Below are 24,494 nucleotides of genomic sequence, written 5' to 3' on the forward strand. Positions count from 1 at the left end.
CAGGAGGGTCTGATGCCCGAATTGCAAGGTCAATGCATGTGCGGCGCGGTCACGGTGACCGCAACCCCGGCGCGGGAATCGCTGGGTGCCTGCCATTGTGATCAATGCCGTCGCTGGACCAGTTCAATGCTGGTGACATTCGCGGCCGAGCCCGGCTATGCCGCCTTGGGACCAGTCAAGACCTACACCTCGTCGGATTGGGCCGAACGGGCATTTTGCTCGGACTGTGGCTCGGCGCTGTGGTACCGGATCACTTTGCCGGGCGAGATGCACGGTCAAACCCAAATGGCTGCCGGGCTTTTCGACGACACCGGCAACCCGCTGAAAATTGAACTTTACATAGATAAAAAGCCCGAGGGCTACGCGTTCGCAGGAGAGCGCCGGCAGATGACCAAAGCCGAGGTCGAAGCCATGTATGCCCTGCCGGAAGAAGGAGACAGCCAATGACCAAATATAATGCCGATTGGGTGCGGGCCGAAGAAGCCAAGCGCAAATGGATGGCCGAAAATGGTCTTTATTCCGAGGATGAAGAGCATTCTTCATGCGGCGTAGGTCTTGTGGTTTCGATTGACGGCAAAGCGTCGCGTAAGGTGGTGGATGCCGGGATCGACGCGCTCAAGGCAATCTGGCACCGCGGCGCGGTGGACGCAGACGGCAAAACGGGTGATGGCGCGGGTATCCACGTGCAGATCCCGGTTCCGTTTTTTTATGACCAGATCCGCCGCACCGGGCATGAGCCGCGACTGGATCAACTGATTGCAGTTGGTCAGGTCTTTTTGCCACGCACCGATTTCGGTGCGCAGGAACAATGCCGGACTATTGTGGAAACCGAAGTTCTACGCATGGGCTATTACATTTATGGTTGGCGTCATGTGCCGGTCGATGTGACCTGCTTGGGTGAAAAAGCCAACGCCACCCGCCCTGAGATCGAGCAGATCCTGATCTCGAACTCAAAAGGTGTGGATGAAGACACGTTTGAGCGTGAGCTTTATGTGATCCGTCGCCGCATCGAAAAGGCGGCACTGGCCGCCGGGATTTCAGATCTGTATCTGGCCTCGCTCAGCTGCCGGTCGATCATCTATAAGGGCATGATGCTGGCCGAGCAGGTCGCGGTGTTCTACCCCGATTTGATGGACGCGCGCTTTGAAAGTGCCTTTGCCATCTACCACCAGCGATATTCGACCAATACGTTCCCGCAGTGGTGGCTGGCACAGCCTTTCCGCATGCTGGCCCATAACGGCGAGATCAACACGCTGAAGGGTAACATCAACTGGATGAAAAGCCATGAGATCCGCATGGCGAGCGGCACCTTTGGTGACTATGCCGAGGACATCAAGCCGATCATCGCAGGTGGTTCGTCGGATTCGGCGGCTCTGGACTCGGTATTCGAAGTTCTTGTGCGTGCGGGTCGTTCGGCACCAATGGCGAAAACCATGCTGGTGCCGGAAAGCTGGTCCAAACAGGCGGTCGAGCTGCCGCAGGCATGGCGCGATATGTATTCTTACTGCAACTCGGTGATGGAGCCGTGGGATGGCCCTGCCGCACTGGCGATGACGGATGGCCGCTGGGTCTGTGCGGGTCTGGACCGGAACGGGCTGCGCCCGATGCGCTATGTGGTGACAGGCGATGGTCTGGTTATCGCAGGGTCTGAGGCCGGGATGGTGCCGATTGATGAGGCCACCGTGACCGAGAAGGGCGCCCTTGGTCCGGGTCAAATGCTGGCCGTCGACATGAAGAAGGGCAAGTTGTTCCGCGACACGCAGATCAAGAACAAACTGGCCCGTGCGCTGCCATTTGGCGAATGGGTCGGCAAGATTCACGATTTGGATGCCACGCTGGCGGGCGTGACCGAAGCTCCGATCTTTTCAGGTGAAGAACTGCGCAAGCGCCAGATCGCGGCGGGGTATTCAGTCGAAGAATTGGAGCAGATTCTCGCCCCGATGGCGGAAGATGGTAAAGAGGCGCTGGCCTCGATGGGTGACGATACGCCCTCGGCGGTTCTGTCCAAACAATACCGCCCGCTCAGCCACTTCTTTAGGCAAAATTTCAGCCAGGTGACCAACCCGCCGATCGATTCGTTGCGCGAATATCGCGTGATGTCGTTGAAAACGCGGTTTGCGAACCTCAAGAACGTGCTGGATGAGGACAGCAGCCAGACCGAGATTGTGGTTCTGGAAAGCCCCTTTGTCGGCAACGCGCAATGGGACAAGCTGGTTGAAAGCTTTGATGCACCGCTGGCAGAGATCGATTGTAGCTTTGAGCCCGGCCAAGGCGCACTAAGCGACGCACTAGCCCGTGTTAGAGCCGAAGCAGAAGAGGCCGTACGGTCCGGCGCTGGGCATCTGGTTCTGTCCGACATGAACTCGGGCGAAGGTCGTGTGGCGATGCCCATGATCCTGGCCACAAGCGCGGTGCACTCGCACCTGACCCGTCAGGGCCTGCGGACGTTCTGTTCGTTGAACGTACGCTCGGCGGAATGTGTCGACCCGCATTACTTTGCCGTTCTGATCGGTTGTGGTGCGACAGTGGTGAACGCCTATCTGGCCGAGGATTCGCTGGCCGACCGTATTGATCGCGGCCTTTTGGACGGGAGCCTGACCGAAAATGTCGCCCGCTTCCGCGAAGCGATCGATCAGGGCCTGTTGAAGATCATGGCCAAGATGGGAATCTCGGTAATCTCGTCCTATCGCGGCGGCCTGAACTTTGAGGCCGTTGGCCTGAGCCGTGCGATGGTGGCCGAATACTTCCCTGGAATGACCAGCCGGATTTCCGGCATCGGCGTTACCGGCATTCAGACCAAAGCCGAGGAAATCCACGCCAAGGCATGGGTCAATGGTCTGGACGTGCTGCCCATCGGTGGGTTCTACAAGGCTCGGAAATCGGGTGAGACCCACGCGTGGGAAGCGACCTCGATGCATATGATGCAGATGGCCTGTAACCGGGCGTCCTATGAGCTGTGGAAGCAGTACTCGGCCAAAATGCAGTCGAACCCGCCGATCCACCTGCGCGATCTGATGGATTTCAAACCACTAGGCAAACCGATCCCGATTGAAGAGGTCGAGTCGATCACTTCGATCCGCAAGCGGTTCGTCACGCCAGGTATGTCGCTGGGCGCGCTGTCGCCCGAGGCGCACAAGACGCTGAACGTTGCGATGAACCGGATCGGTGCGAAATCCGACTCGGGTGAAGGGGGTGAAGACCCGGCGCATTTCGTGCCAGAGCCCAACGGCGACAACCCGTCGGCCAAGATCAAACAGGTCGCTTCGGGCCGCTTCGGTGTGACCGCCGAATATCTGAACCAGTGTGAAGAGCTGGAGATTAAGGTCGCCCAGGGTGCGAAACCCGGTGAAGGCGGTCAGCTGCCGGGCATGAAGGTCACCGACCTGATTGCACGTCTGCGTCATTCGACCAAGGGCGTGACTCTGATCTCGCCACCACCGCACCATGATATCTACTCGATCGAGGATCTGGCGCAGCTGATCTATGACCTGAAACAGATCAACCCGCGCTGCAAAGTGACGGTAAAACTGGTGGCGTCCTCGGGCGTTGGCACGATTGCTGCCGGTGTAGCCAAGGCCAAAGCAGACGTGATCCTGATCTCGGGGCACAATGGCGGCACCGGTGCGTCCCCCGCGACCAGCATCAAATATGCCGGTCTGCCGTGGGAGATGGGCCTGACCGAGGCACATCAGGTTCTGGCGATGAACAACCTGCGCGACCGCGTGACCCTGCGAACCGATGGTGGCTTGCGCACCGGTCGTGACATCGTCATGGCTGCGATGATGGGGGCCGAGGAATACGGTATCGGCACCGCGGCGCTGATCGCGATGGGCTGTATCATGGTGCGTCAGTGCCAGTCGAACACCTGCCCGGTCGGTGTGTGTACGCAGGACGACACCCTGCGTGCCAAGTTCACCGGCAATGCGGATAAGGTGGTGAACCTGATCACCTTCTATGCGCAGGAAGTGCGCGAGTTGCTGGCCAGCCTCGGCGCGCGGTCTATTGACGACATCATCGGTCGGGCCGATTTGTTGGCGCAGGTCAGCCGCGGTTCGGCGCATCTGGATGATCTGGACCTCAACCCGCTGCTGATCACCGTCGATGGTGCCCATAACATCGTCTATAATCGCGACAGAGACCGGAACGCGGTGCCCGATACGCTGGATGCTGAAATCGTGCGCGATGCCGCCCGGTTCCTGAAAGACGGCGAGAAAATGCAGCTGTCTTATGCGGTTCAGAACACGCATCGAACCGTGGGCACGCGAGTGTCCAGCCATATCGTGCAGAATTTCGGGATGCGGAACACGTTCCAGCCGGACCACTTGCACGTGAAACTGCAAGGCTCGGCCGGTCAGTCGCTGGGGGCCTTCGCGGCCCCAGGTCTAAAGCTCGAGGTGTCGGGTGATGCCAACGACTATGTCGGTAAGGGCCTGTCCGGGGGCACAATCGTCGTGCGTCCGCCGCAGGTCAGCCCCCTGAAAGCGGACGAGAACACCATTATCGGCAACACCGTTCTTTACGGCGCAACCGATGGTCACCTGTTTGCGGCTGGCCGCGCGGGTGAGCGGTTCGCGGTGCGGAACTCGGGCGCCACTGTGGTGATCGAGGGCTGTGGCTCGAACGGCTGTGAATACATGACCGGTGGTATCGCGGTGATCCTGGGTGGCATTGGTGCCAACTTTGGCGCAGGCATGACGGGCGGTATGGCTTATCTGTACGACCCCGAAGGAAAGGCCCAGCAGCTGATGAACATGGAAACGCTGGTGACCTGTCCGGTGACCGTCGACCATTGGGAAGATCAGCTGAAATCGCTGATTGAAGCACATCAGGCTGAAACCAACAGCCGCAAGGCCGCCGACATCCTGCAGCATTGGGAGGTCGAAAAGACCAACTTCCTTCAGGTTTGCCCGAAAGAGATGCTGAACAAGCTCAGCCATCCTCTGACAACCGAGGCAACTGCTGTTCCCGCAGAGTAAGCGGAAATAGTTAGACCAAATCAGAACCCCGCGTGTCACCAAGGACACGCGGGGTTTTCAATTTACGTCCCGGACTTGCCTCGGATTACTTACCCGCGCAACGCTCGGGCCACGTAACATAAACCGTTCCAAACCCGTCCACAGCGTCGTATAGCAACACAATGGCAAGAAAAGCAGCGCGCAAGTCGAGCAAAAAGAAAAGCAAGGCGTCTAAATCAAAAAAGCCACTGATCCCGCGGATTCGTCGCTGGGTCACACGCGCCGCTTTGGGCGTCGTGGTCTTCATCGTTGGGTTGGTTCTGCTGTACTCGGTGGTCAATCCGCCGGTGACTCATACGATCTGGTCCGAATGGCGACGATTGGGAAAAGTCGAGCGTGACTGGGTGCCGATAGAGGAAATTGCCCCGGTTATGGGCAGATCTGCGGTTGCTGCCGAGGACGCGAATTTCTGCCTGCATTGGGGCTTTGACGTTGAAGCAATCCGCGATGCGCTGGAGGATGGCGGCAGCCGGGGGGCCTCGACCATTACCCAGCAGGTCGTGAAGAACGTGTTCCTGTGGCAGGGGCGCAGTTGGGTGCGCAAAGCGTTTGAAACGTCGATTACGCCCGTCGTTGAAATCTTCTGGAGCAAACAGCGGATTCTGGAGGTCTATCTGAACGTTGCCGAGACCGGACAGGGGGTCTTCGGGGTCGAAGCGGCAGCACAGCGATACTATGGAACGAGTGCGTCTAAGTTGTCGTCGGTTCAGGCGGCACGGCTGGCGGCGATCCTGCCGTCCCCTCGCAATAGATCCGTCACAGACCCATCGGTTCGGACCCGCAGACGGGCGGCATCCATACTGGATGGGGCGGCCACCATCCGCGCAGATGGTCGCGCGGATTGTTTCGAGGATTGAAACCCTATGCCCCTCAAGGCTAAAGCTGGGGGGTATTCACTGGTTCGATTGGAAGATTATGGCGCGTCTGTTTCATGTTCCCCTGTCCCCGTATTGCCGCAAGGTGCGCCTGTCGCTTGCGGAAAAGAAGATCGAGGTTGAGCTGGTCGAGGAACGATACTGGGAACAAGACCCGGATTTCCTGCGCCGCAACCCTGCCGGAAAAGTACCGGTATTGCGTCTTGATGGGCAGGTCATGGCGGAGAGCGCCGCCATTTGTGAGTATATCGAAGAAACCCGCCCTGAACCTCCGCTGATGCCCAAAAAACCGGAAGCGCGGTACGAGGTGCGGCGTTTGGTTGGCTGGTTCGATGACAAGTTCCATCACGAGGTCACATCTCGACTGCTATATGAGCGGGTGAACAAGAAGGTGACGGGCGAGGGTTATCCCGACAGCAAAAACGTCAAGGCAGGCGCGAAGGCGATCAAGTATCATCTGGATTATATGGCATGGCTGCTGGATCACCGTCGCTGGCTGGCAGGTGATCAGATGACATTGGCTGATTTTGCAGCTGCCGCGCATCTGTCTGCGCTGGATTACATCTCGGACGTAGATTGGAACCGTTCTCAGGCGGTCAAGGATTGGTACGCCAAGATCAAGTCGCGACCCGCGTTCCGATCGATTTTGGCGGATCAGGTGCCAGGGTTCCGGCCACCGCCGCATTACGCCGATCTGGATTTCTGATAGGGTGAGGGTTCAGGGGCTGTCGGCCCCCTCTTGGCCCGGTGGGCCAATTCACCCCCGAGGATATTTGCAGCCAGATGAAGAGCGGATCAAGTCTAAAAGAAATGCTTGTGGTGCAGGCGCTGAGCGAGGGGTTTGTATCCTGTCGCATTTGCCGGCCTTGGGACGTGCCCGAGGTGCCGTCGCGCTTGCAGGCGTTTTTGGATGCCGGGTACCACGGGCAGATGGGGTGGATGGACGAACGGACCCATTGGCGCGGCGATCCGGCCGCATTGTGGCCCGAGGCGCGGTCGGTGATCATGTTGGCCGAGAGCTATACGCCCGAGCATGATCCGACTGATGTGTTGAACCACCCGGACAAGGCGGCGATTTCTGTTTATGCGCAGAACAAGGATTACCATGATCTGGTCAAAAAGCGGCTGAAACGGCTGGCGCGCTGGCTGATTGCGGAAGCCGGTGGAGAGGTAAAAGTTTTTGTTGATACCGCGCCCGTGCCGGAGAAGGCTTTGGGCCATGCGGCAGGGCTGGGCTGGCAGGGAAAACACACCAATCTCGTAAGCCGCGACTGGGGAAATTGGGCCTTTATAGGCTCTGTTTTTACAACGTTGGACCTGCCTGCAGACATGGCTGAAACTGACCATTGCGGTAATTGTCGAGCTTGTTTGAGCGCCTGTCCGACGGAGGCGTTTCCCGCCCCATATCAGTTGGATGCGCGGCGTTGCATTTCGTATCTGACGATCGAACATAAAGGGCCGGTTGACGAAGAGCTGCGCCAAAAGCTGGGAAACCGGATTTACGGATGCGACGATTGTTTGGCCGCGTGCCCGTGGAACAAATTCGCCATTGCAGCGAGCGATGTGCGGTATGCCGCACGTGATGATCTGAAAGCGCCGCCGTTGGCCGAGCTTGCTGTGTTAGATGATGCGGCATTTCGGGCCAAGTTCTCGGGCTCGCCCATAAAGCGGATCGGGCGGGATCGGTTTGTGCGCAATGTGCTTTACGCGATTGGCAACTCGGAACAGTCGGATTTGATGCCCGTCGCACAGTCGCTTGCCGATGATCCTGACCCAACGGTGGCGGGCGCAGCGCGCTGGGCGGTGAAACGATTATCATAAGTGACGCAAACAGGCTGGACGTGTCGGTCCAAACCGCTACACCCATCGGCAGCGAACAGGAAGGAGATCCCGATGGCGTTGGCTTTGGGGGTGGATACGGGTGGAACCTATACGGATGCGGTGCTGATCCAGGATGAAAAAGAGGTGATCGCCTCGGCCAAATCCCTGACAACGCGCGCCGATCTGGCCATTGGGGTTGGACAGGCGATCTCGGCAGTGTTGGATCAAGCACAGGCGTCGCCGGAGCAGATCTCAATGTCGTCTTTGTCGACGACGTTGGCGACGAATGCCTTGGTCGAAGGGCAGGGTGGTCGAGTCGCACTGATTTACATCGGGTTCAAGGAAGCAGACCTTGAGAAACATGGGCTGCGCGATGCGCTGAAGGGTGATCCAGCGCTGGTGATTGGCGGTGGGCATAGCCACGCCGGGGGTGAGGCTGCTCCATTGGATGTCGATGCGCTGGAAGCATTTTTGGCGTCGCACAAAGACGTTTCTGGGTTTGCGGTTGCCGCGCAGTTCGCAACGCGGAACCCGGCGCATGAATTGCATGCCGCGCGTGTCATTGCCGAGAAAACCGGGGCTCCGGTAACGTGCTCTCATCAGTTGTCGGCCAAGCTGAACGGTCCGAAACGCGCGGTCACGGCGGTTTTGAACGCACGTTTGATTGGTATGATCGACCGTTTGATCGGGCGGGCGCAGGATCAGTTGATTGATCTGGGCATTACCGCACCAATGATGGTTGTGCGCGGCGATGGTGCCCTGATGAGCGCCGAACAAGCGCGGGAGCGGCCGATTGAAACCATCCTTAGTGGTCCTGCGGCCTCGATCGTCGGTGCAAGCTGGCTGACTGGGGTTCAAAACGCGCTGGTGTCAGATATTGGCGGTACGACCACCGATGTCGCGCTGATCCGGGACGGCAAACCGGCGATTGACCCAGCGGGCGCGCAGGTCGGCGGGTTTCGTACGATGGTTGAGGCGGTTGCCATGCGCACCCACGGATTGGGTGGAGACAGCCAGGTGCATGTGGTCACCGAAGGGCTGGGTGGCGGTGTTTTTTTGGGGCCGCGACGGGTGCTGCCGGTTTCCCTGATTGCCGCCGAGGCACCTGAGGTCGTTCACGCCGTTCTGGATACCCAACTAAGGGCGACGACTGTGGGTGAGCATGACACGCGGTTCGCCCGCCGTGTTCCCGGTATCAATGCCGACGGGTTGGGTGCGCGCGAAGAATCGCTGTTGGAGAGGCTGGGCGAGAACGTCATGCCCCTAAGTGACCTGCTGCGCACCCGTATGGAGAACGGAGCTTTGTCGCGTCTGGTGGATCGCGGTGTCGTTCAGGTTTCGGGCGTGACGCCATCGGATGCCAGTCATGTTTTGGGCCGATTGGATGCCTGGGATGCGGACGCAGCCCACAAGGCGCTGGAACTGGTGGCGCGCAAGCGGGTTGGAACTGGCGACCGATTGGCCGCGACCCCGGAACAGTTGGCGCAGAAGATCGTGGATCAACTGACCGAACAGACATCTTTGACCTTGTTAGAGACTGCTATCGCGGAAGAAGCCGAGAGTTTTGGCCTCTCACCCGCTGACCTGGCTCGGCATGTTCTGATGCAGAAAGGGCTGGCGCGGCATCGCGGTTTGCTGGCGCTGGACGCATCGCTGAACGTGGATGTGGTAGGTCTTGGCGCTTCGGCTCCAAGTTACTACCCGGCCGTCGGGGATCGTTTGCATTGCACTATGATCCTGCCGGAACACGCAGGCGTGGCCAACGCGATTGGGGCAGTTGTTGGCCGGCTTACGTTGCGCAGATCGGGAACGGTGACGTCCCCGTCCGAAGGGCGCTACCGGGTTCATCTGGAAGAAGGGCCGCAGGATTTCACGGAATCCGACAAGGCGCTGGCGTTGCTGGAAACGGTTCTGAGGGATCAGGCCGAGGGTGCAGTGCGACAGGCCGGAGCAGCAGATATCCGGGTGGTTGTCGATCGCGACATCCGCACTGCGCGCATCGAAGCGCAGGACGTGTTTGTCGAAGCGATGATCACGGTCGAAGCCAGCGGGCGCCCTAGGATGGCGTCTGGTTAGCCCCCCGCTAGAAAGGGGGCCAACCGGTTACTCAGCTGCGTCGCGTTTGGGCAGAACCCAATCGGGGCGTGGGAAGTGGCAGGTATAGCCGTTGGGGATACGTTCAAGGTAATCCTGATGTTCAGGTTCGGCTTCCCAGAAATCGCCTACGGGTTCGACCTCGGTGACGACTTTGCCCGGCCAAATACCGCTGGCATTCACGTCGGCAATCGTGTCTTCGGCCATCTGTTTTTGCGCAGAATTTACATAGTAAATGGCCGAGCGATAGCTCATTCCACGGTCGTTGCCCTGACGGTTCACTGTTGTCGGGTCATGGATCTGAAAGAAGAACTCGAGCAGGTCGCGATAGGTGATCCGCGAGGGGTCGAAAATGATTTCGATCCCTTCGGCATGAGTGCCGTGGTTGCGGTAGGTGGCGTTGGGTACGTCGCCGCCGGTATAGCCGACGCGGGTGCCAGACACACCGGGTAGCTTGCGGATCAGGTCCTGCATGCCCCAAAAGCAACCTCCGGCAAGAACAGCGCGTTCAGTGGTCATTGGATGTCCTCCACATGGATCAGGTATTCGCCATACCCTTCGGCCTCCATCTCATCGCGATGAATGAACCGCAATGAGGCAGAGTTGATGCAGTAACGCAGCCCGCCGTGTTCGCGCGGGCCGTCGGGGAACACATGCCCCAGATGACTATCCCCATGTTTCGAGCGGACCTCGGTCCGGATCATGCCAAGCGTGCGATCTTCGATTTCTGCGACATGCTCGTGCACGATGGGTTTGGTAAAGCTGGGCCAACCGCACCCGGATTCGTATTTGTGGGCCGAGGCAAACAGCGGTTCGCCCGAGACGATATCGACGTAGATACCCGGCTCCTTGTTATTCAGCAGTTTTCCGGTGCCGGGGCGTTCTGTACCGCTGCGTTGGGTGACGTGGTATTCTTCGGGAGAGAGAGCGGCAATGGCCTCGGGGTCTTTGGTGTAGCGGGTCATGGCTTCTCCGGTGTTAATGCGATCTGGGTTTCTATTTGGGCACAGTCGCGCGGAAATCAAAATCATATTTCAGCCGGCTCGCGTTCTCGTGCAGGTGATCCGAATGCCAGACGCGTACGTAATTCACAATAAAGGAGGTGACGCAATGTTCAGACTGCTTCTGTTATCCGTCCTATTGCTGGTTGCCCGCTTGGTTCAAGCAGCACCTTTGACCGATGAATTTGTCTCGATCGACGGTGGCACTTTGTCCCTTGAGGATTGGCGAGGCCAGCCGGTATTGGTTGTGAACACTGCATCCCATTGCGGGTTCACAGGGCAATACGCTGGCTTGCAAAAGATCCATGACACTTATGCTGATCGAGGTCTCGTGGTTTTGGCCGTCCCTTCGGATTCGTTCAATCAGGAATTAGGCACGGCGGCAGAGGTCAAACAGTTCTGCGAGATGAACTATGGCTTGACCTTGCCCATGACCGACATCACGTCAGTAAAGGGCGTTGCGGCCCATCCGTTCTACCGTGCGGTTGCTCAGCAGACGGGATTCGTACCCAAGTGGAATTTCAACAAGATCCTGATTGATCCAGCGGGTGAAGTGATTGCGACCTATGGGTCGAACGTCAAGCCGGATTCACCGAAACTGTTGCGTCAGGTTGAGGCCTTGCTCCGCTGATCGGTTTGCCGGGACAACTGCACCGCAAGAATACCCAGCGTTGTGACACCGACACCTACTGCATCCATGGGCCCAAGTTTTTCGCCCAGGAAAACTGCGGCGACGGCCACACCAAACACCGGGTTCAGAAAGTGAAAAGTCGCGGCCCGGATCGCGCCGATTCGGTTCAACAGCAGGAACCAGATCAGAGTGGCTAACAGTCCCGGGAACAGCGTTGTATAGGCAAACGCCAGAACCCACGGACCGTTAGGGTGAATATAGATCGTCTCGAATATGGGGGCTGCGAGGAACAGAATCGCCGCGCCCACAAGCATCTGAAGTCCGACCACCATCATGAAATTACCGCCAGACGTTGCCCCGCGCACAGCCAAGGTCGCAAAGCTGAGCGCAAGTGCCCCAAGCCCGCATAACATGACGCCAAACAGGTCTGCGCCCGCGCTTATCCGGCTGCTCATGATCAACGCGACGCCAGCGAAACCGGCCAGCAACCCGAACACGCCCAGCGGTCGAAGTTTTTCGTGGAAAAGGGTCCAGCTGGCCAGCGCGACGATCAGGGGCATTGTTGATGCAATAATCGCCGCAACAGATGCCTGTACGGTTTGCATTGCGTAGAAATTCAGACCCAAATACAGGGCATTTTGGCATATTCCGAACAGGATTGTTGCGTACCACTGCGCGCGAGTCAGACGCCAGCTTTGGCCCATGGCCCGCGCAATCGCGACCCCCAGCAACCCCGAAATCAGAAATCGCAGCGCCAGTGAGAACAGGGGCGAGGCATCGGCGACGATGATCCGCGCCGAGGTAAAGGCTGACGACCAGATGAAGGCAAATGCCAGCCCCATGGCTATGGCGCGCAAATCCATGGTGACCCTTTCCCAAACGCCGCGACTGTTTCCGAATTATCTGAAACGCGCAAGCGCCGCGCGTCAAAATAAACACAGGTTTCGCTTGTTGCATTCAGCATTGGCAGTTTTGTTGATTGACCAGTCAATTAAAGCTATACGATCCGCACTCTGACTAACCAAGGGAGGAATGTTGGTGCTTTTGGAGTATATTCTGTCTTTCGGCGTTCTACTGGCATTGGGCCTGGTCGCTTTCTTCGTCGTGAAATGGTGGAACCTGCGCTGTGTGGGCGTCACGCCTGTGCATCTGTTCACCTTCATCGCAATCCTGTTCACATCCGGTCTGGATGTCGGCCTGATCATGTTCCCGCTGACCGAGTTTGGCGGCTATGCCGAGGAACCCGCCTATGCCTTCGCAAACCCGCTGGCCATCGAGTTCGGCTTCTGGGGTTTCCTAATCTGGGCCTTCTACTTCCTGACAGCGTTCTATTTCTGCGTCATCGAACCCCGCGTGAAGTTCTTTGAGATCCCGCTGGTCAAGCTGATCAACAACGTGGTCATCATTGGCACCTGCGCCTTCACCGCCAGCCTGTTCCTGATCTACCTGCCCGGCTATCTGCCCGAGGTTGGAGATGGCGAATCCGTGGTCACCACTTTCTATGTCATCGTATTTGTTGTCATTCTGGCGGCGGCTTATTCGTCAACCGACCTGAAATACGTCCGTATCCTGTCTGTAGGTTCGACTATCCTGTTCCTGACACTGATCCTCGGAATGTGGATTGCCGCGGGCATGGGCATGACCGGAATTGTTGAAACCGGCAGCAATATCGGTGCCTATTTCGCCAATCTGCACAAGTTCGTGTTGCCGCTGACTGATTATCACGCCTTCTACCTGTTCTGGTGGTTTGCGTGGTCGATCATGATTGGCCAGTTCACCTCGCGCTTTGTTGGTGGGCTGAAAACCTGGCAATTGCTGGCCGCGCTGCTGATCTTCCCGTCGATCCCGTTGGCGATCTGGTTCACCGTTCTCTACTACTATCACCTGAACGGCATCAGCACTGCGGGCATCACCAACATCGCGATGGTCATTGTGGGCGTGACCTTTGTGATCAACTCGCTGGACTCGCTGATCCGCCTCTATACCGACAACCTGAACATGACGGTCGAGCGGTTCGGCAAGGCGATCTACGTGGCAGGCAACGTCGCGCTGCTGTTCGTCCTGACCCTGCTGTTCCAGAGCCAGTGGCTGCAGATCCAGTGGATCGGAGCCGTGGTCGTCGGTCTGTACTTGGCCTGCGTGGTCTATATTCTGATCACCAAGCGCAAAGAAGTGCTGAGCATCGATTCAATGCCGGAAGATCGTGATCTGGACTTCCACAAGGTTGAGACGGTTCACTGACCAATCTGGGCAGTGAAATAAAAACGGGCGCTTCGGCGTCCGTTTTTTTGGCACGGTTTCTGGCCGCGACTGTGTCCGCAATGCGGACATTGCTGCCGTTCAGACCGTCGGTTGGAATGTCTGCTTTCGTGCCGCAAGACAAAGCAGGGACTGGCTCACGCGATAGTTGAAAACAGCGCGCGCAACTCCTTTTCCATTTCCGAAATTGCGGCGTCTTCTCCAGCGATCACCTGTGACAAGGCAGCCAAGAAAATTCCATCAAAAAGGGCATAGAGTGCTTTTGATGAGAGTTTTGGCTTAACACCTCCTAATTCGGCATTTCGAGCAACGACGCGCCAAATCATTTGCTCCAGGTCGCCGTCGATTATTCTTACATCTTCTCGCAGCGCTGCCTCGAACAACGCCTGTGAGCGCAGATCATACCAAAGCCGATGTAGGTGAGTTTCAGTCAACAGCGTTTCGGAAAGCTGCTCTATGAAACCATCAAGCAATTCATCTTGTGTTGCGGCCGTTGTCGTTGCGACGTCATAGCGCCGAACACACACGGCTTTGTATTGCCTGATGCATTGCGTGATCAGGTCTATCTTATCATCAAAATAGTAGCGAAGCACGCCATGCGAGAATTCCGTGTTTTCAGCGATATCACGCAGTGAAGTTCGGGCGTAACCCAAGCTCGACAACGTCGACAAAGCGGCGTCGGCGAGTTCCGCTCTTCGTGCTTCAAATTTGTCGACTTTTGCCTGTGCGCGTTCGTTTGCTGCACCCAGTCGACTCTTTGCTTCAGCCATAGGCCAGTCCCCTTTCCCTACCGTAGTAAGGTCAGTTTCAGATATTTCAACTACCCTCGCGGCCATCGCATTAAACGTAACGGCTGATGGTGGACTTCCAATTGTATAATAAAAATCTTTACAGATGTATAAATTTTGAATATCCCTGCCCCGTACAGGCGATACTGGTTGGGGAATCAGATCACTTTTTGTGCCAAGCCCAACGTACTTGAACTGGATTCTAAGGAGCCTCAGACATGAGCAAGCTGCACATTACGACCGAAGACGGCATCAAAACTGTTGTCATCGACAACCCTCCAGCCAACATTTGGACGGTGGATGTCATCAATGAGATGAACGACTTCTTTCAGTCGCTGAAACATGACAAAGAGACCAAGGCCATCGTCTTCAAATCGGCCAACCCGCAGTTTTTTGTGGCCCATCTGGACCTGAACACGATTAACGGCACTCCCGAAGGTCAAGAAGGCATCCACGCGTTCGCTGAAATGATCAATAATGTCAAAGCCCTTCCACAGTTGTCGATTGCCGTCGTGGACGGTTTTGCGCGGGGCGGCGGCAACGAGTTTACCATGGCCTGCGATATCACCTATGGCACAGAAAACGCGGCGTTTGCCCAGCCCGAGATCGGCGTCAACATTCCAACCGGTGGGCAAGGCGGTGTTCAGTTCGCCCGTAGATTGGGTCGTAAGAAGGCGATGCAGGTTCTGCTGACTGGTGAAGACATTTCTGCGCCGGAAGCTGAAGCGCTGAAAATTATTACGAAATACGTGCCCAAAGCCGAGCTCGATGAGTATCTTGAAGGCATCCTGAATACTCTTCGAGCCAGAGACCTTCGCGATGTGACCATGTATAAGGACATCGTGAATGCGTCGATCCGTGACGAAGTCGCGGGTGCTTCAATCGAATTGCGCTACTTCATCGAGCGGGCGGCTGAAGAAAAAACGCAAACCATCATCAAGGCTTTCCTGAAAAGTGGTGGTCAGACCGAACGTGAAGCAACGGACTTCGCTGGCGTCTTCGCCGATACGGCAGCGGAGCTCGCTAAATCTGCGAGTTAATCAACCTAAAATTTCACTAGGTGGGCCATGAGCTTTGGTATCGCTCATGGCCTTCGAGCCAACATTCGTTCGAGGCGCAGCATTCAGCGGAATGGGCTCAAAGCAGACAAACACAAAAGACCAGTTCCAACAGGCGAACAAAGAAAAAGGGCCCCCAAACGGCGGCCCTCAATCGTTTGTAGTGAAGACTGAGATCAGCCGTTCACGCTGTCCTTCAGAGCTTTCGCGATGGTCATCTTGACCACTTTGTCCGCTTCTTTCTTGAACTGCTCGCCGGTGGCGGGGTTGCGCACCATGCGCTCGGGGCGCTCGCGGCAGTAGATTTTGCCAACGCCAGGCAGGGTCACTGCGCCGCCGGCGGAAACTTCGCGGGTGATCAGGCCGGTCATGGCCTCCAACGCTGCGTTCGCAGCTTTCTTGTCGGTTCCCATTTCCTCAGCGAGAGCAGCCACCAGCTGAGTCTTTGTCATAGGCTTTGCCATTTCTTGGTCTCCTTAACGTGCCCGATACATAGGGCCTCACCGCGTAACTGTAACGGGATATTGTGGTCGAACACAACGAATAGTAGCGCCGAAAACCCTAAAAATATGGGGAAATCGTTGCTTTTTTGCGTCAGAGAAAGGCTGTTTCGTCGAATGAACGCAATTTCCGGCTGTGCAGACGCTCTAACGGCATGCCGCGCAGATGTTCCATCGCCCGAATTCCGATTGCAAGATGGCGACTGACTTGGGTGGTATAAAAGGCAGATGCCATGCCCGGAAGCTTTAATTCGCCGTGCAGCGGTTTGTCAGAAACACACAACAACGTGCCGTAGGGAACCCGGAACCGATAGCCATTAGCGGCGATGGTTGCGCTTTCCATATCCAGTGCAATGGCGCGGGATTGACTGAGCCTTTGCACAGGGCCGGATTGATCGCGCAGTTCCCAGTTGCGGTTGTCGACCGAGGCGACGGTGCCTGTGCGCATGATCCGCTTAAGCTCGTATCCTTCCAACTCGGTAACCTCGGCCACGGCGCTTTCCAGCGCGACCTGAACTTCGGCCAGTGGCGGGATGGGAACCCAGACCGGCAAATCGTCATCCAGCACCTTGTCTTCACGCAGGTAGGCGTGGGCCAGAACGAAATCCCCCAGCGCCTGCGTGTTGCGCAACCCGGCGCAATGGCCGACCATCAGCCAGGCGTGGGGCCGCAGAACGGCGATATGGTCAGTGGCCGTTTTAGCGTTCGAAGGCCCAACGCCGATATTGACCAGCGTGATCCCGGACCCGTCCTCGCGTTTCAGGTGATAGGTTGGCATTTGCGGCAGCTTCAGCGGTTGGGCCAACTCTTCCTCGGAGCCCTTAATCTCGACATTCCCGGTCGAGACGAAGCTGGTGTAACCGCTGTCCGGATCGGCCAATTGCGCGCGCGCGTAATTCTCGAACTCAGAGACGTAGAACTGGTAGTTCGTGAACAGGACATGGTTCTGGAAATGGCTGGGATCCGTCGCGGTATAATGCGCAAGCCGGGCCAGCGAATAGTCGACGCGTTGGGCAGTAAACAAGGCTAGCGGACCGGCTTCATCCTCGTGGTCGTACACCCCGTTGACGATATCATCGTTGGTCGTGGTCAGGTCGGGAACGTCAAAGACATCGCGCAACGTGAATCCGGCCGCGCCCTGTTGCGGAACGTGCAGATCGGGATTGTTGGCAACCGCGAAATGCACCGGGATCGGCGTGTCGGACGGCCCAATCGTAACCGGCTGGTCGTGGTTTTTGATCAGCAACGCGATCTGCTGGGTCAAATAAGACCGAAATAAATCCGGTCGCGTAACGGTCGTGGCATGAATACCGGGTTCTGAGACGTGGCCAAAACTCAGGCGGCTGTCGACATGCGCATAGGACGACGTTCTGATACGAATTTCCGGGTAATAGGCTCTGAAACGTGCAGTAGGTGCGCCGTGTTCAATGGCTGCCGAGAAACTGTCGCACAGAAAGCGGGTTGCTTGTTCATAGAGCGCTTCCAACCGAGCGACCGCTGCCTTGGGGTCGGTGAATTGTTCCGGTTTAGGTGCGTCGGGTGTTTTTATTATTGTCATGCAAGTGGTTCCAGAAGATCAATCTTTTCAAAAGTGCGCACATCCACCAGACCCAGGTCAGAAATCCGGAGTTCCGGGATCACGACCAGCGCCAGCAATGAGTGCTGCATATATGCGTTGTTGAGGGTGCAGCCGCAGGCCACCATCGCGGCAACCATGTCGTCGGCCTTGGTAGCAACCTGTGATGCAGGGCCGTCAGACATCAGGCCCGCAATGGGCAATTCGACCAGCGCCAGTTCTTCGCCATCGCGGAAGATGGTTATGCCACCACCCACCTCGGCCAGCCGATTTGCGGCCAGTGCCATCTGTTCGCGATCCGTGCCGACTACAATCATGTGATGACTGTCATGTGCCACGGTCGAGGCCATGGCCATTTTGCCCTGATATCCGAATCCGGAAACGAAAGCGTTCGTCACGCCGCCCGTCGCCTGGTGCCGTTCAACCAGCGCGATCTGGCAGACATCGTCGTCGCCCTCGACCAATCCTTCGATGATCGGCAGTTCAGCTTTCAGAGCTTTGGTCGGAGCCTGGTTTTCCACCACGCCGATCACGTTGGCCTGCACGCGGTTTGCCCCTGCAGGTGCTTGAATTTCGAAATCAGCAGCGGTCAGGGTATGCCCCAGATGCACGGTGTTCCGGGCGGTATCAGGCCAATTGAGGTGCGGGCAACCCACGGTAATTTTACCGTTCTCAGCCACGATCTGACCCCGCGCAATCACGGTTTCGATGGGTAGTTCTTTCAGGTCCGAGCTAAGGATAATATCCGCGCGCCGCCCCGGTGTGATCGAGCCGATCTCACGTTCCAGCCCGAAATGGGTCGCCGTGTTGATCGTCGCCATTTGCAGGGCAATCAGCGGATCACATCCGCAAGCGATGGCGTGCCGAACCACGCGATTCATATGGCCGTCATTAACCAGCGTGCCTGAGTGGCAATCGTCGGTGCACAGGATAAAGTTGCGCGGGTCCAACCCTTTTTTCGTGACCGCAGTGATCTGGCTTTCCACGTCATACCAGGCCGAGCCCAGCCGCATCATCGACCGCATCCCCTGCCGAACACGTGCGATCGCGTCTGCCTCGCAGGTACCTTCGTGATCATCCGCCGGACCCCCGGCAACATAGGCGGCAAAATCAGGCCCTAAATCAGGCGAAGCGTAGTGTCCTCCTACGGTTTTCCCGGCGCGTTGCGTTGCGGCGATTTCCGCTAGCATCTTTGGGTCGCCATTGATGACACCGGGAAAGTTCATCATCTCGCCTAAGCCGATGATGCCGGGCCAGTTCATCGCTTCGGCCACGTCTTCGGCGGTGATTTCGTACCCCGTCGTTTCTAGTCCCGGCGCAGATGGGGCGCAGGACGGCATCTGGGTAAAGATGTTCACCGGTTGCATCATCGCCTCGTCATGCATCATGCGCACGCCGTCCAGGCCAAGGACATTTGCAATCTCATGCGGGTCGGTGAACATGCTGGTGGTTCCATGCGGAATGACAGCGCGGGCAAATTCAGCCGGGGTCAGCATGCCCGATTCGATATGCATATGCGCATCACACAGGCCAGGGATCATATAGCGCCCGGTGGCCTCGATGACCTGAGTCTCTGGGCCGGTGCAATGTGATGCATCGGGTCCGACGTAAGCGATGCGCCCATCAGCGATCGCAATGTCATGGTTCGGAAGGGTTTCGCGGCTGTGCACATTTACCCAGATTCCGCCGCGAATGACCGAATCTGCAGCTTCACGACCTGCAGCTACGGCAATCAGACGGGGGGCGACATCGGGCCAACTAGGGAAGGGTGTGTGTTCCATGGCCCAACTTTCCCGAATGCGCAGGAAGGTTCAACCCCTTGTGAACAGGTATCATCAAACCGTCACGCAGCGCGTCAGCGCTGCACTGTCCAACCAGAAGAGACGCCCGGCAGGGCATCGATGATGGGCGGGAGCAAGCCTCGGTTATTTCTGTGTATCATGCTCCAGCTCGCGGCGAACCCAATTGGCAAACGCTATAGCACCGGGGCTTTCTTCGGCGCGCGGTGACAGAAGCAGATAATAGGCTTCAGGCATGCGTGCGCGATGGACGAACGGGGCTACTAAACGACCTTGCGCAATCAGGTCACTGGCAATTGTGTCATGCGCCAGACACAGCCCTCCGCCAGCCATGGCTACGGACAGGCTGACCAAGTAGGTGGTCGAATAAGTAATTGCAGGATTTTCCCAATTTAGACCCTGTTCCTCGGTCCACCCCAGCCAATTCGACAGAAGGTTTGAGCAGTCAAAAAGCGGGTGCTGTTGCAGGTTGTCCAACGTCACGTGATAGCCCGGCGCACAGACTGGATAATAATGATCCGTTCTCAGCAATTCGGTCCTAACCGTATCTGACGGCCGTAGTGAATAACGGATTTCCACGGCGGCCCCTTCGGCCATTTCGCGCGGCTCCCAAAGCTCAGTAAAGATATTCAGTTGCACCTCGGGATGCTGTACCCGAAATTTCGGCAGTCTGGGCGCCAACCAATTCACGGCAAAGGTGATGTTGCTTTGAACCTGAACCGCGTTCTGCTGGGCGCCGGTCACGGCCTGAGTTCCACGTACCAGTGTCCGAAATGCCTCGCGCACCACCGGAAGATACGTGATGCCCGCTTCGGTCAGTTCCAACGCACGTGGTCGACGCAAAAACAAAGGCTGGCCAAGGTACCCTTCCAAGGACTTGATCTGCTGGCTGACCGCGCTTTGCGTCATGTTCAGATCCCGGGCTGCGCCGGTAAAGGACAAGTGCCGCGCCGCTGCCTCAAACGTGCGGAGCCAACCCAGCGGAGGAAGTGGTTTTTGCATGCGTATAACCTTGCCATTAGTTCAGCTAATGGAATAGTTGCGTTTTTTTCGTTGGTCAATTTTTGACGCTACAGGCACGATTTCCGAAAGTTCTCAGCTATCCGCAAAGGAGCCCGGAATGACTGTTACAAACCTGCGCGCCAATATCGACCACTGGGCCGAACGAGTTGATCTGGCTGCAACCTTTCGCTGGGTCGAGCGATTGAACATGCACGAAGGCGTTGCCAATCATTTCAGCCTTGCGGTGAACCCGGAAGGTACGCAATTTTTGATGAACCCGAACCAGATGCACTTTGCACGGGTCAAAGCGTCAAATCTGCTGTTTCTGGACGCAAATGATGCCGATGTGATGAACCAACCCGGTGCCCCAGATCCGACGGCTTGGGGTCTGCACGGATCAATCCACCGCCACTGTCCGCATGCGCGCTGTGTGATGCACGTGCATTCGATCTTTGCGACGGTCCTGGCATCTTTGGCGGATAGCACCTTGCCGCCGATCGATCAAAATACGGCCACGTTCTACGACCGATACGTCGTGGATGAAGAGTTCGGAGGCCTCGCCTTTGAAAGCGAAGGTGAACGCTGCGCGTCGATGCTGTCGGACCCCAAGAAAAAGGTCATGATCATGGGCAATCACGGTGTCCTTGTGATCGGCAGTGATCCGGCAGATGCCTTTAATAGACTCTATTATTTTGAACGCGCAGCGGAAACCTACATCCGCGCGCTGCAGACGGGACAACGATTGCGCGTGCTGTCGGAAGAGGTTGCCGAGAAGACCGCTCAAGAGTTGGAAGACTATCCTGATCAGGCCGAAGCACATCTGCGGGAGATCAAAGCCTTGCTGGATGACGAAGGCTCGGACTACGCCACCTGACCACTTCAACTGGGTAACCGCCATGACCGACACGACTCAGAACCCCGAATCCGCCCGTTGGCACTATCACCCCGACGGCCCGGTAAGTTTAAACCCTTTGTTTAAGTGGCCGCCGCGCCCAGCTGAAGTGCTGAAATGGTACAGCGGGGCGTGGCTGCAGATCACGGCATTAACCTTGTGCCTTGCGCTGGCGGTTACCGCCTATGCTTTCTTTTTTCCGCCATTGGAAAGTATGCAAAGCTTTGCCCCGGGTTGGATGTTTCGCATTTGGCTGCTGAACATGGTGCCCCAAATACTCGTCGCAGGTGGGCTGCACTGGTGGCTGTACATGCGAAAAGGGCAGGGCATGTACAAAAAGTTCGACCGCCGCGACCTGACCCGCAACAATGGTACGTTCACATTCCGCAATCAGGTTCTGGACAATATCTGGTGGACGCTGGGCAGCGCGATGACCGTCGCGACCGTTTATCAATGGATCATCTACTGGGCGATGGCCAACGGCTATGTGCCAACCATCACGTGGTCCGGCGCGCCGGTCTGGTTCGTTGTGTGGATGGTGTTTATCCCGATGTGGTCAGGTCTGCACTTTTACTGGGTGCACCGGTTGGAACATCACCCGAAGCTCTACAAATACGTGCATGCTGTGCATCATCGTAACGTGAACATTGGGCCTTGGTCGGGAATCTCGAACCACTGGTACGAGAACTTGCTGTACTTCACGACCTATTTCATCCACCTGATCGTTCCGTCGCACCCGTTGCATGTGCTGTTCCACGCCTCCTTCCAGCAGATCAGCCCTGTGTTGTCTCATTCCGGGTTTGAAAAACTAAAGGCCGGAGACACGGATGCCGCCCGTGCCGGTGATTTCTTTCACCAGCTTCACCACCGGTATTTTGAATGCAACTACGGCACCTCTGAAATTCCGTTCGACAAGTGGTTTGGCACATATCATGACGGATCGGCCGAGGCGACGACCCGGACAAGGGCCTACAAGAAACAGATGTATACCTAGCTGGCCCGAAGCGCGCGCGGCGTGACCCCGAATTCGGCTTTGAAGGCACGGGTCAGGGCGCTGGGGTCGTCATAGCCCGCGCGCAGGGCAACCTCACCGATGCTCAGGTCGGTTTCTGCCACCAGTTTGCGCGCAAGGTTCAGGCGCAGGCGGCGGTAAACCTGCGCGGGACCCGCGCCCAGCTCGGACTGCATGCGGACGGACAAGGCTTTCTGCGATCGGCCAACCCGGCTTGCGATTTCGGACACTGGCAAGGGGATCTCAAGGTGTTCCTGCATCAAGGCCAGCGCCTTGTTCACGTAACCGCTGGTCGCGCCGGCACCGCCCGCATGCGAGCGCGCTGAATCGCGGGTCATGAACAGTTGCGACACTTCCAGCGCCAGGGCCTGTCCCTGATCCCGTGCAATCAGATGAAGCACCAGATCAAAGGCCGCCATGGCCCCGGAACAGGTGATGCGATTGCGGTCGATGACATAGCGCTCGCGGTGGGCTTCGACATCGGGGAACCTTTCTGTAAATCCGGTCAGCTCTTCCCAGTGTATCGTGGCGCGATGCCCGTCCAGCAGCCCTGCTTGAGCCAAAAGCCAGCTGCCAGTGTCGAGGCCCGCCAGCACTTTGAACCGCTGATCCGCAGAACGCAGGCCTGAAAGGGTGCGCCACCCGCCATGCGCGCGGAATCCATAAGATGGCATGACCATCAGCATGTCCCCACTGGCGATCTGGAGTGGGCGATGCGGCGCGACCTGCAGCCCGGATGAGGATGTCACCGGACCACCCTCCAACGCAAGGAACTGCCAATCGTACAAATTACGTCCGGCCAGAGTGTTTGCAGCGCGCAGCGGCTCGACCGTGTTGGCCAGGCAATGGTTCGAGAATCCGTCGAACAGAAGAACCCCGATTTGCTGCGGTGCAGAGGGTGATTTAGTCCATTCTTGCATGGTAAACTTCTATTTCTGCACGTTTCAAATGACAAGCCGCGTCAGAATATGCCGCAACGCCAGATGTGGAGACGCCCGATGCAATATGGATTGTCCGACGAACAAGAGATGATCGTCTCTACCGTTCGCAGCTTTGTGGAAAACGAAATCTACCCGCATGAGGCGCTGGTCGAGCGCACCGGCGAAGTCCCGGAGGAGATCGCGGATGAGATCAAGCGCAAGACGATTGAACTGGGTTTTTATGCCTGTAATTTTCCCGAAAGCGTCGGTTGTGCAGGGTTGAACCATCTGGAGTTCGCGCTGGTCGAACGTGAGCTGGGCCGCGGGTCCATGGCGCTGAATCACTTCTTCGGGCGTCCTCAGAACATCCTGATGGCGTGTGAGGGCGAGCAGGTCGAACGATACCTGATGCCCGCCGTACGAGGCGAAAGGATGGACGCGCTGGCAATGACCGAACCCGGTGCCGGGTCAGATGTTCGTGGAATGAAGTGCGCCGCGGTGCGGGATGGCGGTGACTGGGTGGTCAATGGCACCAAGCACTTCATCTCGGGTGCGGAGCACGCGGATTTCATCATCGTTTTCATCGCGACCGGAGAGGATCAGACGCTAAAAGGCCCCAAAAAACGCATTACGGCGTTTCTGGTGGATCGCGGAACGCCCGGTTTCACCATCCGGGACGGGTACAAATCGGTCAGCCATCGCGGCTACAAGAACATGGTTCTTGATTTCGATGATTGCCGTCTGCCGGACGCCCAGGTTCTAGGTGAGGTTGATGGCGGCTTTGAAGTGATGAACACCTGGCTTTATGCGACCCGTATCACGGTTGCTGCCATGTCCGTAGGCCGTGCACGCCGCGCTTTCGACTATGCGCTCGACTATTCCGCCACGCGCGAACAGTTCGGCCAGAAGATCGGCAAGTTTCAGGGCGTGTCCTTCCAAATCGCGGATATGATCACCGAGATTGACGCGGCGGACTTGTTGACGCTGGCCGCAGCCGACCGTCTGGACAAAGGCCTGCCCGCAAATCGCGAAATTGCCTCGGCCAAGCTCTATGCCTCGGAAATGCTCGCGCGGGTCACCGATGCCGCCATCCAAATCCACGGCGGCATGGGTCTAATGGACGATTACCCGCTTGAGCGGTTCTGGCGCGACGCGCGGGTCGAACGTATCTGGGACGGGACCAGCGAAATTCAGCGCCACATTATCAGTCGCGATCTTCTGAGGGCACTCGGTGCGTGATGGAGGGGGCCG

Annotated in this window: 21 protein-coding genes; 12 read left to right on the plus strand and 9 right to left on the minus strand. The window is 57.4% G+C overall.

Going from position 1 to position 24,494, the window contains the following annotated elements:
• Positions 1 to 12: 12 nt before the first annotated feature.
• The 6 genes from QMP16_RS21740 to QMP16_RS21765 all read left to right on the plus strand — a co-directional run bounded on the left by QMP16_RS21740 (position 13) and on the right by QMP16_RS21765 (position 9,787).
• On the plus strand, positions 13 to 447 hold the full coding sequence (locus QMP16_RS21740; protein ID WP_282154100.1) for a GFA family protein: 435 nt from the start codon (positions 13 to 15) through the stop codon (positions 445 to 447).
• Positions 444 to 4,976: a glutamate synthase large subunit gene (gltB, locus tag QMP16_RS21745; protein ID WP_282154101.1), complete on the plus strand. Its 4,533-nt coding sequence runs from the start codon at positions 444 to 446 to the stop codon at positions 4,974 to 4,976. Before QMP16_RS21740 ends, gltB begins: the two co-directional genes overlap by 4 nt.
• Positions 4,977 to 5,137: 161 nt before the next feature.
• Complete coding sequence (mtgA, locus tag QMP16_RS21750) at positions 5,138 to 5,872, plus strand: monofunctional biosynthetic peptidoglycan transglycosylase (RefSeq protein ID WP_282154102.1); 735 nt, start codon at positions 5,138 to 5,140, stop codon at positions 5,870 to 5,872.
• A 58-nt stretch (positions 5,873 to 5,930) separates the two neighbouring features.
• A complete protein-coding gene (gene fzlA / locus QMP16_RS21755; RefSeq protein WP_058275204.1) occupies positions 5,931 to 6,596 on the plus strand; it encodes an FtsZ-binding protein FzlA in 666 nt (221 codons plus the stop codon).
• Positions 6,597 to 6,673: 77 nt separating this feature from the next.
• A complete protein-coding gene (queG, locus tag QMP16_RS21760; protein WP_282154103.1) occupies positions 6,674 to 7,711 on the plus strand; it encodes a tRNA epoxyqueuosine(34) reductase QueG in 1,038 nt (345 codons plus the stop codon).
• 72 nt (positions 7,712 to 7,783) lie between these two features.
• Positions 7,784 to 9,787: a hydantoinase/oxoprolinase family protein gene (locus QMP16_RS21765; RefSeq protein ID WP_282154104.1), complete on the plus strand. Its 2,004-nt coding sequence runs from the start codon at positions 7,784 to 7,786 to the stop codon at positions 9,785 to 9,787.
• A gap of 27 nt (positions 9,788 to 9,814) precedes the next feature.
• Here the strand turns inward: QMP16_RS21765 and msrA are convergent, their stop codons facing one another.
• Both msrA and msrB read right to left on the minus strand, forming a co-directional pair.
• A complete protein-coding gene (gene msrA / locus QMP16_RS21770) occupies positions 9,815 to 10,324 on the minus strand; it encodes a peptide-methionine (S)-S-oxide reductase MsrA (RefSeq protein WP_058275207.1) in 510 nt (169 codons plus the stop codon).
• On the minus strand, positions 10,321 to 10,770 hold the full coding sequence (msrB, locus tag QMP16_RS21775) for a peptide-methionine (R)-S-oxide reductase MsrB (RefSeq protein ID WP_282154105.1): 450 nt from the start codon (positions 10,768 to 10,770) through the stop codon (positions 10,321 to 10,323). The genes msrA and msrB overlap by 4 nt, the downstream gene beginning before the upstream one ends.
• A 145-nt stretch (positions 10,771 to 10,915) precedes the next feature.
• Here msrB and QMP16_RS21780 point away from each other — a divergent pair, with 145 nt between their 5' ends.
• The gene (locus QMP16_RS21780) at positions 10,916 to 11,437 is read left to right on the plus strand and encodes a glutathione peroxidase (protein WP_282154106.1); all 522 of its coding nucleotides are present in this window, start codon (positions 10,916 to 10,918) and stop codon (positions 11,435 to 11,437) included.
• Here QMP16_RS21780 and QMP16_RS21785 read toward each other — a convergent pair.
• Entirely contained in the window at positions 11,413 to 12,300 is an 888-nt protein-coding gene (locus tag QMP16_RS21785) for a DMT family transporter (protein WP_282154107.1), read from the minus strand. The two genes, QMP16_RS21780 and QMP16_RS21785, sit on opposite strands and share 25 nt — an antisense overlap.
• A gap of 181 nt (positions 12,301 to 12,481) precedes the next feature.
• Here QMP16_RS21785 and QMP16_RS21790 point away from each other — a divergent pair, with 181 nt between their 5' ends.
• Complete coding sequence (locus QMP16_RS21790) at positions 12,482 to 13,678, plus strand: BCCT family transporter (RefSeq protein ID WP_282154121.1); 1,197 nt, start codon at positions 12,482 to 12,484, stop codon at positions 13,676 to 13,678.
• A gap of 155 nt (positions 13,679 to 13,833) precedes the next feature.
• On the opposite strand, the gene QMP16_RS21795 is transcribed toward QMP16_RS21790, so the two are convergent.
• Complete coding sequence (locus tag QMP16_RS21795; RefSeq protein WP_282154108.1) at positions 13,834 to 14,466, minus strand: TetR/AcrR family transcriptional regulator; 633 nt, start codon at positions 14,464 to 14,466, stop codon at positions 13,834 to 13,836.
• Positions 14,467 to 14,702: 236 nt separating this feature from the next.
• On the opposite strand from QMP16_RS21795, the gene QMP16_RS21800 reads away from it, so the two are divergent.
• Positions 14,703 to 15,524, plus strand: a complete 822-nt coding sequence (locus QMP16_RS21800; protein ID WP_282154109.1) for an enoyl-CoA hydratase/isomerase family protein — start codon at positions 14,703 to 14,705, stop codon at positions 15,522 to 15,524.
• Positions 15,525 to 15,718: 194 nt separating this feature from the next.
• On the opposite strand, the gene QMP16_RS21805 is transcribed toward QMP16_RS21800, so the two are convergent.
• The 4 genes from QMP16_RS21805 to QMP16_RS21820 all read right to left on the minus strand — a co-directional run bounded on the left by QMP16_RS21805 (position 15,719) and on the right by QMP16_RS21820 (position 20,419).
• A complete protein-coding gene (locus QMP16_RS21805) occupies positions 15,719 to 16,006 on the minus strand; it encodes an HU family DNA-binding protein (protein ID WP_039533371.1) in 288 nt (95 codons plus the stop codon).
• A gap of 130 nt (positions 16,007 to 16,136) precedes the next feature.
• Complete coding sequence (locus QMP16_RS21810; protein ID WP_282154110.1) at positions 16,137 to 17,600, minus strand: AMP nucleosidase; 1,464 nt, start codon at positions 17,598 to 17,600, stop codon at positions 16,137 to 16,139.
• Positions 17,597 to 19,399, minus strand: coding sequence for an adenine deaminase (gene ade / locus QMP16_RS21815; RefSeq protein WP_282154111.1), 1,803 nt, complete (start codon positions 19,397 to 19,399; stop codon positions 17,597 to 17,599). The genes QMP16_RS21810 and ade overlap by 4 nt, the downstream gene beginning before the upstream one ends.
• A gap of 144 nt (positions 19,400 to 19,543) precedes the next feature.
• Positions 19,544 to 20,419 carry a LysR family transcriptional regulator gene (locus QMP16_RS21820; RefSeq protein WP_282154112.1) on the minus strand — a complete coding sequence of 292 codons (876 nt, stop codon included), beginning with the start codon at positions 20,417 to 20,419 and terminating at the stop codon, positions 19,544 to 19,546.
• Positions 20,420 to 20,537: 118 nt separating this feature from the next.
• On the opposite strand from QMP16_RS21820, the gene QMP16_RS21825 reads away from it, so the two are divergent.
• Together QMP16_RS21825 and QMP16_RS21830 are read left to right on the plus strand one after the other, a co-directional pair.
• Positions 20,538 to 21,293, plus strand: a complete 756-nt coding sequence (locus QMP16_RS21825; protein ID WP_282154113.1) for a class II aldolase and adducin N-terminal domain-containing protein — start codon at positions 20,538 to 20,540, stop codon at positions 21,291 to 21,293.
• 22 nt (positions 21,294 to 21,315) lie between these two features.
• Positions 21,316 to 22,305 carry a sterol desaturase family protein gene (locus QMP16_RS21830; RefSeq protein WP_108860643.1) on the plus strand — a complete coding sequence of 330 codons (990 nt, stop codon included), beginning with the start codon at positions 21,316 to 21,318 and terminating at the stop codon, positions 22,303 to 22,305.
• Here QMP16_RS21830 and QMP16_RS21835 read toward each other — a convergent pair.
• Complete coding sequence (locus QMP16_RS21835) at positions 22,302 to 23,243, minus strand: GlxA family transcriptional regulator (RefSeq protein ID WP_282154114.1); 942 nt, start codon at positions 23,241 to 23,243, stop codon at positions 22,302 to 22,304. The genes QMP16_RS21830 and QMP16_RS21835 overlap by 4 nt on opposite strands.
• A gap of 78 nt (positions 23,244 to 23,321) precedes the next feature.
• Between QMP16_RS21835 and QMP16_RS21840 the strand changes: the two genes are divergently transcribed.
• A complete protein-coding gene (locus QMP16_RS21840) occupies positions 23,322 to 24,482 on the plus strand; it encodes an acyl-CoA dehydrogenase family protein (protein ID WP_282154115.1) in 1,161 nt (386 codons plus the stop codon).
• The last annotated feature ends 12 nt before the right edge of the window (positions 24,483 to 24,494 follow it).

The organism is Ruegeria atlantica (assembly GCF_947495585.1).
GTDB lineage: Bacteria > Pseudomonadota > Alphaproteobacteria > Rhodobacterales > Rhodobacteraceae > Ruegeria > Ruegeria atlantica_G.